Origin of the sequence: Vibrio sp. V04_P4A5T148 (assembly GCF_963875605.1) — a bacterium.
GTDB classification, from domain to species: Bacteria; Pseudomonadota; Gammaproteobacteria; order Enterobacterales; family Vibrionaceae; genus Vibrio; species Vibrio anguillarum.
This window is the reverse complement of sequence record NZ_CAWNMS010000029.1, coordinates 1-18,127: the sequence shown is the minus strand read 5'-3', so window position 1 is coordinate 18,127 and position 18,127 is coordinate 1. Positions and strand designations below refer to the sequence as shown.

16 protein-coding genes are annotated in these 18,127 nt (G+C 42.9%); 12 read left to right on the top strand and 4 right to left on the bottom strand.

Translation table 11 applies throughout. The annotated features are described in order from the left end of the window. The first annotated feature begins 54 nt into the window (after window positions 1-54). The 9 genes from nrdD to AACT18_RS05480 all read left to right on the top strand — a co-directional run bounded on the left by nrdD (window position 55) and on the right by AACT18_RS05480 (window position 11,615). Entirely contained in the window at window positions 55-2,175 is a 2,121-nt protein-coding gene (nrdD, locus tag AACT18_RS05520; RefSeq protein WP_026028505.1) for an anaerobic ribonucleoside-triphosphate reductase, read from the top strand. Window positions 2,176-2,198: 23 nt separating this feature from the next. Further along, the gene (gene nrdG / locus AACT18_RS05515) at window positions 2,199-2,666 is read left to right on the top strand and encodes an anaerobic ribonucleoside-triphosphate reductase-activating protein (protein WP_013867863.1); all 468 of its coding nucleotides are present in this window, start codon (window positions 2,199-2,201) and stop codon (window positions 2,664-2,666) included. 62 nt (window positions 2,667-2,728) lie between these two features. After that, window positions 2,729-3,910 carry an amino acid aminotransferase gene (locus AACT18_RS05510; RefSeq protein WP_094130140.1) on the top strand — a complete coding sequence of 394 codons (1,182 nt, stop codon included), beginning with the start codon at window positions 2,729-2,731 and terminating at the stop codon, window positions 3,908-3,910. Between the two features lie 28 nt (window positions 3,911-3,938). Next, window positions 3,939-4,559 carry an ATP-dependent zinc protease family protein gene (locus AACT18_RS05505; protein WP_013867861.1) on the top strand — a complete coding sequence of 207 codons (621 nt, stop codon included), beginning with the start codon at window positions 3,939-3,941 and terminating at the stop codon, window positions 4,557-4,559. 315 nt (window positions 4,560-4,874) lie between these two features. Beyond that, window positions 4,875-5,822 carry an exopolyphosphatase gene (locus AACT18_RS05500; protein ID WP_094124637.1) on the top strand — a complete coding sequence of 316 codons (948 nt, stop codon included), beginning with the start codon at window positions 4,875-4,877 and terminating at the stop codon, window positions 5,820-5,822. Between the two features lie 251 nt (window positions 5,823-6,073). Further along, a complete protein-coding gene (locus AACT18_RS05495; protein WP_237666680.1) occupies window positions 6,074-7,891 on the top strand; it encodes an extracellular solute-binding protein in 1,818 nt (605 codons plus the stop codon). A 9-nt stretch (window positions 7,892-7,900) separates the two neighbouring features. After that, the gene (locus AACT18_RS05490; protein WP_094124635.1) at window positions 7,901-8,986 is read left to right on the top strand and encodes a microcin C ABC transporter permease YejB; all 1,086 of its coding nucleotides are present in this window, start codon (window positions 7,901-7,903) and stop codon (window positions 8,984-8,986) included. After that, entirely contained in the window at window positions 8,983-10,026 is a 1,044-nt protein-coding gene (locus tag AACT18_RS05485) for an ABC transporter permease (RefSeq protein WP_017046433.1), read from the top strand. The genes AACT18_RS05490 and AACT18_RS05485 overlap by 4 nt, the downstream gene beginning before the upstream one ends. Further along, entirely contained in the window at window positions 10,023-11,615 is a 1,593-nt protein-coding gene (locus AACT18_RS05480; RefSeq protein WP_094124634.1) for an ABC transporter ATP-binding protein, read from the top strand. The genes AACT18_RS05485 and AACT18_RS05480 overlap by 4 nt, the downstream gene beginning before the upstream one ends. 117 nt (window positions 11,616-11,732) lie before the next feature. On the opposite strand, the gene AACT18_RS05475 is transcribed toward AACT18_RS05480, so the two are convergent. Together AACT18_RS05475 and AACT18_RS05470 are read right to left on the bottom strand one after the other, a co-directional pair. Further along, a complete protein-coding gene (locus AACT18_RS05475; protein ID WP_094124633.1) occupies window positions 11,733-12,524 on the bottom strand; it encodes an EAL domain-containing protein in 792 nt (263 codons plus the stop codon). Window positions 12,525-12,805: 281 nt separating this feature from the next. Further along, window positions 12,806-13,441, bottom strand: a complete 636-nt coding sequence (locus tag AACT18_RS05470; protein ID WP_026027861.1) for a hypothetical protein — start codon at window positions 13,439-13,441, stop codon at window positions 12,806-12,808. A gap of 341 nt (window positions 13,442-13,782) precedes the next feature. On the opposite strand from AACT18_RS05470, the gene AACT18_RS05465 reads away from it, so the two are divergent. Next, window positions 13,783-14,322 carry a cytochrome b gene (locus AACT18_RS05465; protein WP_094124632.1) on the top strand — a complete coding sequence of 180 codons (540 nt, stop codon included), beginning with the start codon at window positions 13,783-13,785 and terminating at the stop codon, window positions 14,320-14,322. After that, window positions 14,319-14,888 carry a YceI family protein gene (locus AACT18_RS05460; RefSeq protein ID WP_013867851.1) on the top strand — a complete coding sequence of 190 codons (570 nt, stop codon included), beginning with the start codon at window positions 14,319-14,321 and terminating at the stop codon, window positions 14,886-14,888. The genes AACT18_RS05465 and AACT18_RS05460 overlap by 4 nt, the downstream gene beginning before the upstream one ends. Before the next feature lie 96 nt (window positions 14,889-14,984). On the opposite strand, the gene AACT18_RS05455 is transcribed toward AACT18_RS05460, so the two are convergent. Continuing rightward, complete coding sequence (locus AACT18_RS05455) at window positions 14,985-16,757, bottom strand: methyl-accepting chemotaxis protein (RefSeq protein WP_176428341.1); 1,773 nt, start codon at window positions 16,755-16,757, stop codon at window positions 14,985-14,987. Window positions 16,758-16,951: 194 nt separating this feature from the next. On the opposite strand from AACT18_RS05455, the gene AACT18_RS05450 reads away from it, so the two are divergent. Next, window positions 16,952-17,557 (top strand): beta-phosphoglucomutase family hydrolase, encoded by a 606-nt coding sequence (locus tag AACT18_RS05450; RefSeq protein ID WP_017046438.1) that lies wholly within the window; start codon window positions 16,952-16,954, stop codon window positions 17,555-17,557. A 27-nt stretch (window positions 17,558-17,584) separates the two neighbouring features. Here the strand turns inward: AACT18_RS05450 and AACT18_RS05445 are convergent, their stop codons facing one another. Then, window positions 17,585-18,058, bottom strand: a complete 474-nt coding sequence (locus AACT18_RS05445) for an FKBP-type peptidyl-prolyl cis-trans isomerase (protein ID WP_094144285.1) — start codon at window positions 18,056-18,058, stop codon at window positions 17,585-17,587. Between the last annotated feature and the right edge of the window lie 69 nt (window positions 18,059-18,127).

The following is an 18,127-nucleotide window of genomic DNA, read 5'->3' as shown; positions in this document are numbered from 1 at the left end:
TATATAGTGTATTTGTGGATAACTCTGTGAGTATGCTAGGGGTAAGGAGAAATGGTGAAACCTATCGTAATCAAACGTGACGGATCGAGAGCCCCGTTCAACCGTGATCGCATTCAATCTGCCGTGGAAAGTGCAGCTGAACATATTGATAAAGAGATCGCTATTTACGCACTCAATGTGGCGTTGGCGGTCGAACTGAAGCTCAAAGATTACGATGAAGTCCATATCGCCGAGATTCAAACCTTAGTAGAGAACGAGCTAATGCAAGGGCCCTATAAAGCATTAGCTCGTTCATACATCGAGTACCGACACGATCGTGATATCGCGCGTGAAAAGCAAAGTGCCTTGACGCAAGAGATTGAAGGCCTTATCGAAGAAAGTAATGCCGATCTGCTCAATGAAAATGCGAATAAAGACGGCAAAGTGATCCCAACGCAGCGTGACTTACTGGCTGGTATTGTGGCGAAACACTACGCTAAAACCCGCATTTTACCGCGTGATATTGTGCAAGCGCATGAAGAGGGTGATATCCACTATCATGACTTGGATTACGCTCCCTTTTTCCCAATGTTTAACTGCATGCTGATTGATTTAAAAGGCATGCTCACTCATGGCTTTAAAATGGGTAATGCGGAAATTGATACGCCAAAATCAATTTCAACCGCCACCGCAGTGACCGCGCAAATTATCGCTCAGGTTGCGAGCCATATTTACGGCGGCACCACCATCAACCGTATCGATGAAGTGCTTGAACCTTATGTGACAGCCAGTTACGACAAACATCTAGAAATAGCAAAAGAGTGGGATATTCATCATCCCGAAGCCTTTGCTATGTCCCGTACAGAAAAAGAGTGCTACGACGCATTCCAGTCACTTGAATATGAAGTCAACACTTTGCATACCGCGAATGGTCAAACTCCGTTTGTCACTTTCGGCTTTGGTCTAGGGACCAGTTGGGCCTCTAAATTGATTCAACAGTCAATTTTGAAAAATCGCATTGCTGGCTTAGGCAAAAATCGTAAAACGGCTGTATTCCCTAAATTGGTATTTGCCATCAAAGATGGCTTAAATCATAAAGCGGAAGATCCAAATTATGACATTAAACAACTCGCATTAGAGTGTGCGACCAAACGCATGTACCCGGATATTCTCAACTACGACAAAGTAGTTGAAGTGACTGGTTCATTCAAAACCCCAATGGGTTGCCGCAGCTTCTTAAATACCTATGAAGAAGGTGGTGAGCTGATTCACGAAGGGCGGAATAATTTGGGGGTAGTCAGTCTCAATTTACCTCGTATCGCGCTGAAAGCGGGCCGAAATATTGAACAGTTCTACACATTACTCGATAAAAAATTAAAACTGGCTCGCCGTGCTTTAGAAACTCGCATCAGCCGCCTTGAAAAAGTCAAAGCACGCGTCGCACCTATTTTGTATATGGAAGGGGCATGTGGTGTTCGTTTAAAAGCCGATGATTCTATTGCCGATATATTCAAAAATGGCCGAGCATCTATCTCTTTGGGCTATATCGGTGTGCATGAAACCATTACCGCGCTCTATGGCAGTGATACACATGTTTATGATGATAGCGAACTGCGAGATCGCGCGTTAGATATCATTAAATACCTGAAAGGGGCCGTTAACCAATGGGCGGAAGAAACCGGTTACGCGTTCAGTTTGTACGGTACGCCAAGTGAGAACCTCTGCAGCCGTTTTTGCCGTATTGACACCAAAGAATTTGGTGTGATTGAAGGTGTAACGGATAAAGGTTATTACACCAATAGCTTCCATTTGGATGTGCAAAAGAAAGTTAATCCATACGATAAAATTGATTTTGAGATGCCATATCCAGAGGTTTCAAGTGGTGGCTTTATCTGTTATGGAGAGTTTCCGAATATGCAGAAAAACATAGAAGCGCTTGAAAACGTTTGGGATTACAGTTACAGCCGTGTTCCTTATTATGGGACCAATACGCCAATTGATGAGTGCTATGAATGCGGTTTTACTGGCGAATTTGAGTGTACGAGTAAAGGGTTTACCTGTCCTAAATGTGGTAATCACGACTCATCCAAAGTCTCCGTAACCCGCCGCGTGTGTGGCTACCTTGGTAGCCCAGATGCTCGTCCGTTTAACTTCGGTAAACAAGAAGAAGTTAAACGTCGCGTGAAACACTTGTAAGTGATAGTGAGTAACCTGTCGGCATGAATTATCACCAATATCATCCGATTGATGTTGTGAATGGCCCGGGGACGCGTTGTACGCTGTTCGTCTCCGGCTGTGAACATCAGTGCAAAGGATGTTACAACAAAGGGACTTGGTCGCTGCATTCTGGCCACACTTACAATGAGCAACTAGAGCAGCAGATCATCACCGATTTGAACGACACGCGCATCAAGCGCCGAGGCTTATCCTTGTCGGGTGGCGATCCCTTACACCCGCAAAACCTTACTTCTATTTTGCAATTGGTTAAACGAGTAAAGACTGAATGTGTGGGGAAAGATATCTGGTTATGGACGGGATATACCCTAAACGAACTCAGTGATGCTCAAAGACAAGTCATTGAATATGTTGATGTCTTGATTGATGGAAAATTTGAACAGGATAAAGCCGATCCAAGCTTAGAATGGCGAGGCAGTGCCAATCAAATAATCCATCAATTTAAACTGTAAAAATTATGTATCTAGTGCTAACTTGAAGGTCATTACTTGAATTTCAAAGGGTTGTGACCTTCATGTTTTCACATTTACCAACACCAACACTCGATCCAATACTTTCATTATCGGTTGCATACCGCAACGATCCTCGCAGCGAAAAAGTTGACCTAGGCATTGGCGTTTATCGTAATAGCCAAGGAGAGACGCCGATTATGCGCGCCATTGCCAAAGCGCAAGAGCACGTGATTGCCACACAAACCACTAAATCGTATGTTGGGCTTGCTGGGTGTGAAGAGTTTAACCAAAGCATGGTGAACTTATTATTGTCTGGCACTTCAGTGCTTGATCGTGTGGCTGCGATTCAAACGCCCGGAGCAAGTGGTGCGCTGCGTATGCTCGGTGACTTAATGCACGTAGCACAACCAGAAACGACGGTGTGGATTACGGACCCAAGTTACGTCAATCATAAACCTGTGATGGAAGCGGCGGGTTTAAAAGTGAAATATTATTCTTACTTCTGTCGCGAGACTAAGCAAGTCGATATTGCACGGATGCTTGATGATTTATCGCAAGCAGGGCCAAAAGATGTGGTGCTTATCCATGGTTGCTGCCATAACCCAACTGGCGCGGATATTGATTTCGCCGCATGGCAAGCGATCACCAGTCTTGCGCAGAAAAATGGCTTCATCCCTTTTGTTGATGTTGCCTACCAAGGGTTTGGTGAAGGTCTTGAAGAGGATGTGAAAGGGCTGCGTTTTATGGCAAACAACGTCGAAGAGATGTTGATCACCACCTCTTGTTCAAAGAACTTTGGTCTCTACCGAGAACGAACTGGTGCCGCGATTGTTGTCGGTAAAAACGCACAAGATGTAGCGAATGCAAAAGGTAAATTACTAACGTTAGCCCGTTCGACCTATACTATGCCGCCCGATCATGGTGCTGCACTGGTGAAAACTATTTTACAAAATCAAGCATTAACCGCGATTTGGAAGCAAGAGTTAAGTGAAATGCAACAGCGTTTGTTAAACCTGCGTCAAACCTTGTGTAATCATTTGAGAAATCAGCACAATACTTCACAATTCGACTTTATCGAAAGTCACAAAGGGATGTTTACTGTGCTAGGCTTTACTCCAGAACAGATGGCTCAGCTACGTGATCAATATGGAATCTATGGGGTAGGTGATGGCCGAATTAACATTGCAGGCTTATCAGAACAACATATTCCGTATGTTGCTCAAGCCATAGTGAATGTCTCTTAAATATTTATCAGTTTGATTAGGTGGGTCAATGAAACAACACTTGAAACTTATTGCTCTTTTAATGTTGAGTACTGGTTTGATGGCATGCAGTACGCTAAACCAAACCTCAACACAACCAGAGCAAAAGCCAAAAGTTGAAGAGCCAAAACAACAAAATACTGAGGCACAAAAACCGGTTGAAAAACCCTCAAAAGAGCCAGTTGTGGTGAAGGCCAAAAAAACCTCTGATGGTAAGCTTATTTTGGGCGAAAAAGAGTGGGTTTATGTGCCGAGTTTGAACGAAAGCTTCAAAGCGCGTATCGATACCGGGGCGGCCACCTCTTCAATTAGTGCCGTGGATGTTGTTGCTTTTGAACGCGATGGAAATGATTGGGTCAAGTTCAGGATTGAACACGATGACATCAAAAGTGATGAGATAAGTTTACCTGTTGAACGCTGGGTTAGAATTCGGCAATCCAGTGCAGAGGGTACACAAAGACGTGCGGTCGTTGTCGCTTGGATTGAAATTGGTGATCTCAAAGAAAGAACCGAATTTACGCTTGCCGATCGTACACATCTGACTTATCCACTGTTACTTGGTCGTAGTTTCTTTAAAGATGTAGCGCTTGTTGATGTGAGCCGAAAGTACGTGCAGGATAAACGTAAATAGAGATACCTCACTTCTTAGCTCAACCTAACAGCCAGCACTTGTTGCTGGCTTTTTCTTACCTCCAATTCCTTAGTTGTAACAGCAGTCTTCATTCCTCATTACTTTATTCGATATTTGCTCAATAAAATGATGCGCTGTGTTGAATAATGTTTAAAAACCATTGTGTTAAGTTTGTTAAAAAGACGATGGCGTCTAAAATGAAAACATACCACCTGCATTGGTAAACCTAAAAGGTGTTAACTCAGGATCTGATATACAAAACACTGCTTAAACCCACGCCGAGCAGTGATATGACTGCTAATAAGGAAATTGTCTATGTCTGAGCATCAACAAGCTGAAAGTAAATTTAGATTAGTGACACGCAGCGATTTTGATGGGCTGGTTTGTGCCGTGTTGCTCAAAAAACTCAACCTAATTGACGAGATCGTATTTGTTCACCCAAAGGATATGCAAGATGGGAAGGTGACGACAACTGAGCGTGACATTGTCACTAACCTGCCTTACGTCGCTAATGCTCACTTAATTTTTGATCATCACTTATCGGAAACTATTCGCAATCAAGGTGAAAGGCCGAATCATATTATTGATCCAAACGCGCCGTCTGCCGCGCATGTAGTATGGCAATATTATGGCGGACTGGATACGTTTCCCTCTCAGTGGCAAGAGATGCTGATTGCTGTCGACAAAGGTGACTCCGCGCAGTTTACTCGGGATGAAGTGCTTGATTCTGCGGGATGGAATTTACTGAATTTCCTGATGGATGCAAGAACAGGTTTAGGGCGCTTCCATGAATTTCGTATCTCCAATTATCAGTTAATGATGGATCTCATCGACTACTGTGCGAACCACTCCATTGCTGAGATTCTTGCTCTGCCGGACGTTCAAGAGCGCGTTACTTTGTACCGTGAGCATGAAATTCTATCTAAACAGCAGATTCAACGTTGTGGCAAAGTCTATAAAAACCTTGTCATTCTTGATTTGACGGGCGAAGAAATTATTTACGCGGGTAATCGGTTTATCATTTATGCCTTATTTCCCCAGTGTAATATCTCGATTCACAAAATGTGGGGCTTTCAGAAGCAAAATATCGTGTTTGCTACGGGGAAATCTATTTTTGATCGTGGCTCTAAAACCAATGTGGGCGGATTAATGCTCAAATATGGTGGTGGAGGCCATCAAGCGGCTGGAACGTGCCAAATTGCTCTTGAAATGGCCGAGCAGGTAGAAAAAGAGCTGATCAGCCAAATTACCACAGATGGTTAAAGCCGATGAAGCCCTGCATGGCAGGGCTTTTTACCTCATCGCGGCGTTTTCTATACGTTTCGTTCCTAAAACCACAAAGTTACCAATTCTTATTGCGACGCACCACTTACCAGCAATGCCAAGTTGTTTCGTTATAATTGCAGCTTGGGGTTTCGTAAATCTTATTTTTCTCTATACTTACCCAAGTGACTGAATTATTAATAGTTTACACCAATGGAATGTCGCGAAGTTATCAATGGAAGGATTCTAGTATGAGAAAAATTAAGCCTACGCTGTTAGGTGTGAGTGTGCTGCTGATGAGTGCTTTGGCGACTGCGGATGTTGTAGAAACCACAACATTATCCGGCGTTGGGCAAGCCAAATATCCCGCCAATTTTTCTCATTTCGATTATGTTAATCCAAGCGCACCTAAGTACGGAAAAGTAACTTATGGCGAGGTAGGTACTTACGACAATTTTAACCGCTTTGCTTCCCGAGGCGCTCCGGCGGCAGGCAGTGGTGAGCTTTATGATTCACTGATGTTTGCGCCCAGCGACGAAATTGATACCTATTATCCATTGATTGCTTCTAAAGTTCGTTATTCTGATGACTATTCGTGGCTAGAACTAGATATCAACCCGAACGCACGTTTTCAAGACGGTAAACCGATCACCGCGCAAGATGTTGAGTTTACGTTCAACAAGTTCATGACAGAAGGGGTGCCTCAATATCGACTGTTTTACAAAGCGGTTAAATCGGTAACGGCGATCCATCCTTTAACGGTTCGTATTGAGATGTCAGAACCTAATAGAGAAAAGCTTTTTAGTTTGGCTCAATCAACTCAAGTGTTGCCTAAGCACTATTGGCAGGATAAAAACTTAGCAGAACCATTAAATGAACCGCCAGTCGGCAGCGGTCCTTATAAAGTCGTACGTTATCAAACTGGGCAGAGTGTTACTTATGAGTTGCAGGAAGATTATTGGGCTGCCAACTTACCAGTCAGCATTGGGCGACATAATTTCAAGCAGATCCAATACGACTATTACCGCGACGATACCGTAATGCTTGAGGCATTTAAAGCTGGGGAATTTGATATTCGCCAAGAGAGTTCGGCGAAGTTTTGGGCCAGCTCATACACTGGATTGAACTTTGATAAAGGATTCATCAAGAAAGAAGCGATCGCGCATAATAGCCCAGCGTCAACCCAAGGTTTTGTATTTAATATTCAACGAGAAGTGTTTAGTGATCCGAAAGTGCGCGAAGCTTTGACCTATGCGATGGATTTTGAATGGATGAACAAAAATATGTTCTACGATCAATACTCACGAACGCGTAGCTATTTTCAAAACACAGAGTATGAAGCGAAAGGTCTTCCCTCTACTGATGAACTCACTATTCTTACACCACTAAAAGATAAGATCCCAGAACGTGTTTTTACCCAAGAATACCAACCACCAGTGACGGATGGGTCTGGTCGTATTCGTCAACAACTACGAGTCGCTTTTCAATTGCTCAAAGAGGCGGGGTGGGAGCTGAAAGATAAAGTGATGACCCATAAAGAAACGGGTAAAGCGTTTGAGTTTGAGTTATTGATCTACAGTCCGACCACGGAACGCATTGCTATTCCTTTGCAAAAAAATCTAAAACAGCTTGGTATCGAGATGAAGATTCGCTCAGTGGATACCACACAATATCTTAAGCGTTTGCGCGATAGAGATTTTGACATGCTTTCGTCGGCCTATGCGGCGAATCCTTACCCAAGTCCTAACTTGTTGATTATCTGGAATTCAAACTACATCGATTCCACGTACAATCGTGCTGGAGTGGCAGACCCAGTTGTCGACTTCCTCACTGAACAAATTGCCGCCAATCAAGAGCATCCAGAAAAATTATTGCCTTTAGGCCGAGCATTAGATCGCGTTCTACAGTGGAATTTTTATCTGATCCCACAGTGGTATCTGAGCCAATATCGTATCGCAACTTGGGACAAATTCGAGCGCCCTAGCGTGATGCCAAAATATGATATTGGTCTTGATACTTGGTGGGTTTCGGAGCAGAAAGCGCAATTGCTACCAGAAAAACGCCGTTAAGAGGATGCAATGACTGCTTATATTTTCCGCCGATTGCTGCTCGTTGTGCCCACGCTGTGGGCGATTATTACCATTAATTTTTTTATCATCCAAATTGCCCCCGGAGGCCCAGTTGAGCAAGCGATTGCACAAATGGAAGGGCATGGTGACGGAATTATGGAGCGATTTACTGGAGGCGGCCAAGAGGTGGATATGTCGCTGTCGGCTAACACTGGAGGATATAAAGGTTCCCGAGGTTTAGACCCCGAGGTAGTCGAAGCGATAAAAAAACAGTTTGGTTTCGATAAGCCTCTTCATGTCCGTTATTTTGAAATGCTAAAAAATTACGCAACCTTTAATTTTGGTGACAGCTTATTCAAAGGGGGCAATGTTATTGATTTGATCACTGAGCGTTTACCCGTTTCGATCTCTTTAGGGCTGTGGAGTACGCTGATCATCTACCTTATCTCCATTCCTCTCGGAATTTTAAAAGCCATTCAACACGGTTCAAGGTTTGATGTATGGTCAAGCGCAGTGGTTATCATCGGTTACGCTATTCCGGGCTTCTTGTTTGCGATTATTTTGATCATTATTTTTGCCAGTGGAAATTATTTCAGTTGGTTCCCACTGCGTGGTTTAGTATCAAATAATTTTGCTGATCTGACTTGGTATCAACAAATTGGCGACTATTTTTGGCATTTGGCTTTGCCCATCTTTGCAATGGTGATCGGCGGGTTTGCCACTTTGAGTATGCTAACGAAAAACTCATTTCTTGATGAGATCAACAAACAGTATGTGGTGACGGCTCGAGCAAAAGGACTGGATGAAGGACGTATTCTTTATCAGCATGTTTTTCGTAATGCGATGTTGATTATTATTGCCGGTTTTCCGAGTGCTTTTATCAGCATATTTTTCACCGGTTCGATGCTGATTGAAGTGATGTTTTCACTGGAAGGTATAGGGCTACTTGGTTTTGAATCGACCATTCAACGGGATTATCCTGTAGTGTTTAGTTCTTTATACATCATGACGTTACTTGGATTAGTCCTCAGCATCATTTCCGATTTGACCTATATTTGGGTTGATCCTCGAATCGACTTTGAGGCTCGTTCATGATGGTAAAAAAAAGGCTGTCCAACCCACTAAACGTATTGCGCTGGCACGGTTTTAAGTCCAATCGGCGCGGTTTTTATTCACTATGGTTGTTTACGCTTTTATTTGTGGTGAGCCTATTTGCTGAGCTGATTGCAAATGATAAACCCCTTTTGGTTGAGTACGATCAGCAGTGGTTTTTCCCCACCTTTCAACAATATGCAGAAACTCGTTTTGGTGGTGAGTTTGAAACCGAAGCGGATTATACCGATCCTTACGTCATCGATCTGATTGAACAAAAAGGTTTTATTGTTTGGCCATTGATCCCATTTAGTTACGACACCATCAACTTTAATATCAATAATGCAGTGCCGTCAGCGCCAGATTCAGTGAACTGGCTTGGTACTGATGATAAAGGGCGCGATGTGCTGGCTCGTATTATTTACGGGTTTCGTATTTCGGTTTTGTTTGGCTTTGTATTAACACTCGTCTCGTCAGTGATAGGCGTTATCGTTGGTGCCACTCAAGGTTATTATGGCGGTTGGCTTGATTTACTTGGGCAACGTTTTATTGAAGTTTGGTCAGGGATGCCAACGCTTTTTCTGCTGATCATATTATCGAGTTTCGTCGAACCGAATTTTTGGTGGTTGCTTGGTATTATGGTGCTTTTTAGTTGGATGAGTTTAGTGGGCGTGGTGAGAGCGGAGTTTTTACGCTGTCGTAATTTTGATTATGTGCGGGCTGCGCAAGCGATGGGAGTTAGTGATCGCCGCATTATGCTTCGCCACATGCTACCTAACGCGATGGTGGCTTCTTTAACCATGATGCCCTTTATTCTTTCAGGCTCAGTTACGACTTTAACATCCTTAGATTTTCTCGGTTTTGGCTTGCCAGTCGGCTCGCCCTCTTTGGGCGAATTATTGGCGCAAGGGAAAGCCAATTTACAAGCTCCATGGTTAGGTATTTCAGCATTTGTGGTGCTCTCGTTAATGCTGACATTATTGGTCTTTATCGGCGAAGCTGTACGCGATGCCTTTGACCCGCATTCGACAGGGAGAAGATGATGAGTAAAACCGTACTCTCTATCCAAAATCTTTCGGTCGGGTTTGGTCAAAAAGACAATATTGAACCTGTGATTAAAGCGGTGTCACTTTCTCTCTCCGCAGGGGAAACTTTAGCGCTGGTGGGGGAAAGTGGTTCTGGTAAATCAGTGACGGCGAATGCCATTTTAAAGTTGTTACCGAAAAGTGCTGCCCACTATTTGCAAGGGGAGATCTTTTTTGATGGTATCAACACGTTGAACTGTAGCGAGAGGCAATTAAGAGGTATACGAGGCGGGCGGATTGGTATGATTTTCCAAGAGCCAATGGTCTCACTCAACCCTCTGCACAAAGTTGGTAAACAGTTGATCGAAGTTGTGGAGATTCATCGAGGACTAAGAGGCAGCAAAGCACGTCAGTTGGCCATTGTATGGTTAGAAAAAGTGGGTATTCGATCGCCAGAAATTAAGATCAATGCTTATCCACATGAACTTTCTGGGGGAGAACGCCAGCGAGTCATGATTGCGATGGCTTTGATCAATGAGCCTGAATTACTGATTGCTGATGAGCCGACCACTGCGCTTGACGTTTCTGTTCAGGCGCAAATATTAGATCTACTTAAAAACCTGCAACAAGAACTGGGTATGGCCATGTTGTTCATTACTCATGATCTCAGTATTGTTAAGCGTATCGCTGATCGCGTTGCTGTGATGCAAAATGGGCAAGTGATCGAGGTGAATGATGCCAAAACGCTGTTCTCATCACCCTCTCACTCTTATACCAAAAAATTGATTGAATCCGATCCTCGAGGTTTGCCCGTTGACGTAAACCCTGACAACCCAATTCTAGTGCAGCTTCAGCATCTCAAAGTCTGGTTTCCCATCACTGGCGGCTTATTCAAGCGCACGGTCTCGCATATTAAAGCTGTCACCGACATGCAGTTTAAGCTTAAAAGAGGACATTCATTAGGAATTGTTGGCGAGAGCGGTTCGGGTAAATCGACCACTGGTATGGCGATACTAAAATTAGTCCATTCGGAAGGCTCGATTTGTTACGACAATAATGAGCTGCAAGGGTTAGATAGGAAAGCTATGTTACCTTATCGCAGCAAGATGCAAGTCGTTTTTCAAGATCCATTTTCAGCACTGAATCCGAGAATGTCGGTGGCGCAGATTATTGGTGAAGGGGTAGAGGTTCATAGCCGTTATGATCGACAAACTGTTGAACGAATGATTTGTGATGTGATGCGAGAAGTTGAACTCGACCCGGCCACTCGCTACCGTTATCCCAATGAGTTTTCTGGTGGGCAACGACAACGTATCGCGATTGCTCGGGCATTGGTGCTTAAACCTGAGTTCATTTTACTTGATGAACCAACTTCTTCTTTAGATCGTACGATTCAAGCGCAAGTGTTGGATTTGCTTAAATCGCTGCAACAAAAATATGGATTAACGTACTTGTTCATTAGCCATGATTTACATGTGGTGAAATCATTATGCCATTACACTATGGTGATGAAACAGGGTGAAGTCGTTGAGCAAGGGGAAACGCAACAGCTGTTTCTCAATCCTCAGCACCCTTATACCCAAGAGCTTATTTCCTTTTCTTATTAAACATCACGCTATGTCATACAGTTAAATAACCTGATGTTGTCGCTAGGAAAACAGTGAGTGAATATTGAAAGTAGCGGTAAAGTTGGGGCGCTATCGCGAATGTAAAGAATATCGTTATTAAATGGCCATCTTAATGGCTGGTACTATCGCTTCCGGCATGGCTAAAAAATAGCCTTGAAACATATCAATATCGAGTTTTTGCATTGCTTCGAGTTGCGCTTTGGTTTCGATGCCTTCTACAACGGTATTGGAACCATTCTGTTTCGCAAGGGTAATGCCATCCATAAGTGGGTCACAATCACCTTGCATATATTTGAGTAATAAGCTTCGATCAAATTTGATGATATCAGGCGTCACCAAATTAACCCGTTGTGGTGTTGAGGCTTGAGTACCAAAATCATCAATGGCAATTTTAAAACCATTTGCAGCCAGACTTTGCGTTGCGCATTGTAGCTTGCTTTCATTTCCTGAATCGATTTCAATCAATTCCATGACCAGTTGATTATGTTCTATATGCAGTTCTTTGAGGCGATCGCATAGCAATGCTTTGTTGATGTCGCTGATGGCAAACAATTCACCCGCGACAGGCAGTAAATTTAGAAATAATTGGCATTGACGATATTCGGAAAGGGCATAGTTTCGGATGTGGATAACTCGGCTGAGTCTTTCTACGTTAAGTTTGTCGATGGGATTAATAGTGTCGGAATGGAAAAAACAATCGGGGCGAATGGTCGTGCTGCCATTGGCGGTTATTCTCACTAGGGCTTCAACGCCCACAATACGGTTATCCCGCGAGAATATCGGCTGGAAAACGCTTCGCAGCACAAGATGCTGGTAATGAGCAATAAACTGGCCATCGGAATCCAGAGACATGCATTTTGAAAACTGAGTTTTGTTAGTTAAAAGCATACAATTTTCGACATCCTAATCATTAATTTTTGCTTGAAGCATCCGAGCGCCAATATGCCATGCCATATTATTGACTCACCTTGACCTTTGTCAATTGTACCTTTGGCTAAGATGAAAATTTGTGGGTTGTCAAAACAGCGTCACAAATATTGAATTATTTAGTGAATGTGATGCGGCAGGCTCAATTGATTGAGTGTGTGCTAAATCAGAAGACAGCCCAATGAAGAGGGTAATAAGGTAAAATCTAGAACTTGGAAGAAAATGAGGGCGGTTTGTTTACGTTACGCCCATTGTAATACGGCATATAATTGAACGTATTTTCGGACTAGTTGCTGGTTTTTAGAGCGTTTTAAAGGATGGCTAAATTTAATATAACAAGGGCTAATTTGAAAACGGTTCTCTAAAGATTGAGTTAGCAATGAGTCACTTTCATACAGCGTGATACCTTGTGCGAGGTATTGATCTATTTCATCGGGTAATTGCCCTGTCCACCAATGAAGTAACTCGCGACTTTTTTGGCTACGACTGATCCAGTGATCGGTCAGTAATAACAGTAAATCATTCGGTTGAATCGCGTAAGCGTACTCATATTTCCACTGCGCAATGTCTTGCATCAACTTTTCTCGACAGGTTTTACCAGCACTGACCATATGGTGAGTCAGGATCCATACTGTTCCTGCATCACTGCTCACTCGGTAATGGTGTGGCATGTCTCGCTGAGGGATTGATTCAATAACAGAATAGTGGCATGGGTGCCCAAATTCACTGAGTGTACGAGCCAACCTGCGAGCAAAAGCCAGTCCTAAGTGATGTTCACTCATTCCTTGGTTGTGTATGGTGGGGTAGTGCTTTTCACAAAGTTTTAGACAGTCAGCTTGAAATTCGTTGACGCTTTGCGTGAGTATGTCCAGTAGCAACTCGTTGTTCTCCTTTAATAAAGCCAAGCAAGATTACCACAGTTATCAACAAGCACGAGCAGCAAATGGCGAGTTCTTGATCTTTCACACTATTCTTCTAATACGAGCATTCTACAGGTGTTAAACCCTTATGATTTGAAGCTACCGTTGTTTCAAGTTGTTTGAGCCTAAGTCGTGGTTATCTATATCCACAATAAGTTCCTTCAGTTTTTTCGAATAACTCAATCAGTACTAAAGTATGTCCACAATGTAAAGTATGGTAAATACTGTGTTAATAATTTAGGCTAGAATATAGATTCAATTCACTTTGTTGCTGTTTCACTTGCTGGTTTAGAAAATTTATGACAACTGAAGTTAAAAATTACAACTTAGTCACGCGTCTTATCCATTGGTTATCCGCACTCGTTATCATCGGTATGTTTGGTGTTGGGATCTGGATGGTTGAGTTAACTTATTACAGTCAATGGTATAACACCGCGCCACATTGGCATAAATCTGTCGGTTTGTTGCTGCTCGCGGTCACCCTGTTCCGCATATTATGGAAGTTGGTAAGTGTCTCTCCTGCCATTGGTGGCGGCCACTATGAGCGCATTGCGGCTAAAGCGGCGCACGGATTAATGTATTTATTATCGATGACGCTGTTTGTATCAGGCTATTTGATCTCAACAGAAGATGGCCGAGGGATTGATGTTTTCAATTGGTTTACTGTACCAAGTATGGGCTTGTTGTTTGAAGGACAAGCCGATCTCTCTGGTACGGTTCACTTTTACGCAGCTTGGACGCTGATTATTTTAGCAGGCGTGCACGCTGTTGCCGCACTCAAGCACCATTTTATTGATAAAGACGATACGCTACGAAAAATGATAGGAGCTTCTAAATGAAGAAAACGTTACTTGCTACTGGATTGGCTTTCGCAACACTCATGCCGCTAGGTGCAAACGCTGCTGACTATGTTATAGATACCAAAGGTGCGCATGCTTCAATTAACTTTAAAGTCAGCCATCTTGGTTATAGCTTTACCAAGGGCCGCTTTAACAAGTTTGATGGTGAGTTTTCCTACGATCCTAACGACCTTGCAAGCTCAAAAGTAAAAGTTAATGTGGATACTCGCAGCTTGGACAGTAACCATGCTGAACGTGATAAACATATTCGTAGTGCTGATTTCATTGATGCATCAAAATATTCACAAGCCACGTTTACCAGTACTCAAGTGGTTGATAAAGGGAATGGTAAACTAGAAGTGCTCGGTGATCTTACTCTGCATGGTCAAACCAAACCCATTACTATTGATGCAGAATTTATTGGTGCAGGTAAAGACCCATGGGGTGGCCAACGCGCTGGTTTTTCTGGGACAACACGTATCGAACTCGCGGATTTCAATATTGCAGTAATGGGCGCTTCAAGCTATGTCGATATGGAACTCTATGTTGAAGGAATACAAAAGTAATCCACATCTTGTTATGCTTTAAGCAAACATGAATAAAAGGGTCTAACTCTAGACCCTTTTCACTAACTCTCACTATATTTTATCTTTATACATTGGCTAACTGACGGATTTCTGAGTCTGGAATTCGGCGACCGCGTTGTCCATGTCGTTTGCTTGTTTGGAAACGATATCGACTTCAATCAAACACTGTTTAGCTGAGTGCATATTATTATCAGAGATAGAGTTAAGTTCGGTGATCGATTCACTGACTTGGTTCATCACAATGCCTTGTTCTTCAATTGCAGAGGCGATTCGCTCAGAGTTACTTTGTATCATTTCCATGTCAGAGAGAATCTGACGTAAACTATTATCCAGTTCTCCTGAAGCCGTTAGCGTTGCATGGCCTTGAGTGTTGCACTGTGCAATATCAGTGACAACGGTGCTCATTTGGCTTTGAATTGCCGAAACGACATTGGTGATCTCTTCCGTTGACTGATGCGTGCGGCTGGCAAGTGCACGGACTTCATCGGCGACCACAGCAAAGCCTCTTCCTTGTTCTCCGGCGCGAGCGGCTTCAATCGCGGCATTTAATGCCAGTAAATTGGTCTGCTCTGCGATACCTTGAATGATGTTAACAGCACCGCCAATTTGTTCGACATGCTTGTTCAATGAGGCGATGGAGATTTGACTTTTTTCCAATGTTCGTGAGAGTTCATCGACATTTTTTACCGTTGATTCCACCACCAAACGCCCTTGCTGAGCATTGTGCGCGGCTTTGTGTACACCTTCTACCGCTACACTGGTACTTTCTGAAATTTCGCTGATGGTGGACACCATTTCTTGAACGGCCGTTGCCATTGTCGTGGTGTGGTCAGCCTGAACGTGAAACTGTTCAATCACATCTTCTAATTCGTTATGCATACTTGATGTACTGTTCGATAGCTGGTGAGACTTTGTTTGAGAGCCAGCGATAAGAGTTTCGAACTTATCGAGTAAGGTATTAAAATAAGTTGCGATCGATACCAGCTCGTTGCGGCCAGTCAGTTCAACACGCAAACTGATGTTGTTGCTGTTTGAAATCATTTGCATCACTGATAACAACTTACTCACTTGCACGTTAATGGAGCGCGCTATTTGGAGAATAAATCCAAGGATTAGCACGATCACTAACGCACTGAGCCCTTGCTTCACATAGTTAAGTTCTTGCTCAATACTTGTAATCTCTTTATTTAACACTTCAGAAAAGGTAACAAACTGTTGTTCAACATTATGAGAAAGGTTACGTACTTCACCAAGTAGCCCTTGATTATATTTCAAACCAATCACTTTTTTCTGATCGACAAGCTGTTGGGCGGCCTGTGCTAATGCCGGAAAACGGTTAGTCACTGCGTTGTTTTGCAGCTCTCCAACCTGCACGCTTTGATCAAACGCCATCAGCTCTAAAAGTAATGCATCATCAGCATTAGGTTTTATGGTTTCCAATGCTTGTAAATAAGTGGCTAAAAGGCCGGAGCTTTCATTTAATCCGTATAGGCTATAAGCCTGCACCAATTTTTCAAAACCTTGTTTATAAGCCAAAAGATCTTGTCGGAGTTGGCTACTAGAGGGGAGATCTCGATCTAACAGGATGAGGGAAAGTTGCTGTTCCAGATCTAAAAAAAGAGTGCTGTTTTTTTTAAAGGTTTCAAGGTATTTCACGTCGCTTCGCAGAAGAAAATCTTTCTCATTGCGCCGCAAATTGAGCAGTCTAATTTCAAGTTTATCGACTAAGTTAATGGCTTGATTGAGCGTTTCGGTGGTTTGGGAAAAATGTGTGGTAGTGGCTAACATTACCAGAACCCCGATAACCGCAATAGCACCCAGTGAATATAATTTTTGTTTGATACTCATGAGATTATACACCTAAGTAAAATGACAATAATTGATGAAAATGTAATTATTAGTATGTTTAATTAGAATGTTAGGATTAAATGAAGCGTATATCAATGAACGCAAAAATATAAATTACATTCATTATCGTGACACAATATTGGAACTTTTATTTTGTTGATTCCCATAGAATTTGTTAGAGGCGCTCTGTAAACATGATTGAATTAGAAAATTACCAAGGACTTATTTTTGATATGGATGGTACGTTGCTTGACACCATGCCAGCGCATTTAGAGGCTTGGTCAAAAACAGCGCAGCATTTTCGCTTCCCATTCTCAGAACAGTGGTTGCACAGTTTAGGTGGCATGCCTAGCGCTAAAATCGTTTCACAAATCAATAAGCTGCACGATCTTAAATTGGTGCCAGAGCTGGTCGCTCAATTTAAAATGGCGGCATTTTCTTCTATCGAAAATAGTGGCGAGGTAATTTCTTGTACCCATGAAGTTGTTGAGCAGTTTTATGGTAAAAAGAAGCTTGCGATTGGGACTGGAAGCCAAAGGCAAAGTGCACTCGCATTGCTTAAAAAGTCTGGGCTATTAAATCGCTTTGATGCTGTAGTAACGGCGTCTGATGTTGAAAACCATAAGCCGAATCCAGATACATTTTTGCGTGCAGCCTTTTTATTAGATCTCGAACCTAAGCATTGTGTGGTTTTTGAAGATACTCATTTGGGTAAACAAGCCGCTCACGCTGGAGGAATGGATTGTGTGATGGTAGAGGAAGGAAAACTGGTGTTTTATCCAGTCCCTTCTCAAGAATAGAGCCGCGTAATGCGGCTCAACACCGCTTTACTGGATTTCAATTAATTCCACATCAAAAATTAGTACGGATGCGGGTGGGATAGGGCCGCTGCCACTTTTGCCATAACCTAAATTACTGGGTATGAACAGGCGCATTTTTTGTCCTTCCACCATCAGTTGTAGACCTTCCTGCCAGCCTTGAATCACCTGCTTCAAACCAAACACAATCGGGTCGTTACGTTCAACTGAGCTATCAAACACCGAACCGTCAAGTAAAGTTCCGTGATAATGCACTTTTACACGACTGTTGGCTTTCGGATGAACGGTGCCAGTACCTTGTTGGAGTACGAGATATTGTAGGCCACTTTCGGTTGTTATCACGCCATCTTGCTGAGCATTTTCAGCCAAAAACGCTTGGCCTTTAGCAAAATTTTCATCGGCAATTTTGTGGTTATTCCACGTACGATAGATAAAAAAGCCAGCCAGTAAAAAAATAATAATTGGAAATACAAATTTAGACATATTTTTAAAGCCTTGTGGATTAGGGGGGAGTCAATAAATATGAGATGGTATTCGCGATATCTGCTGCAT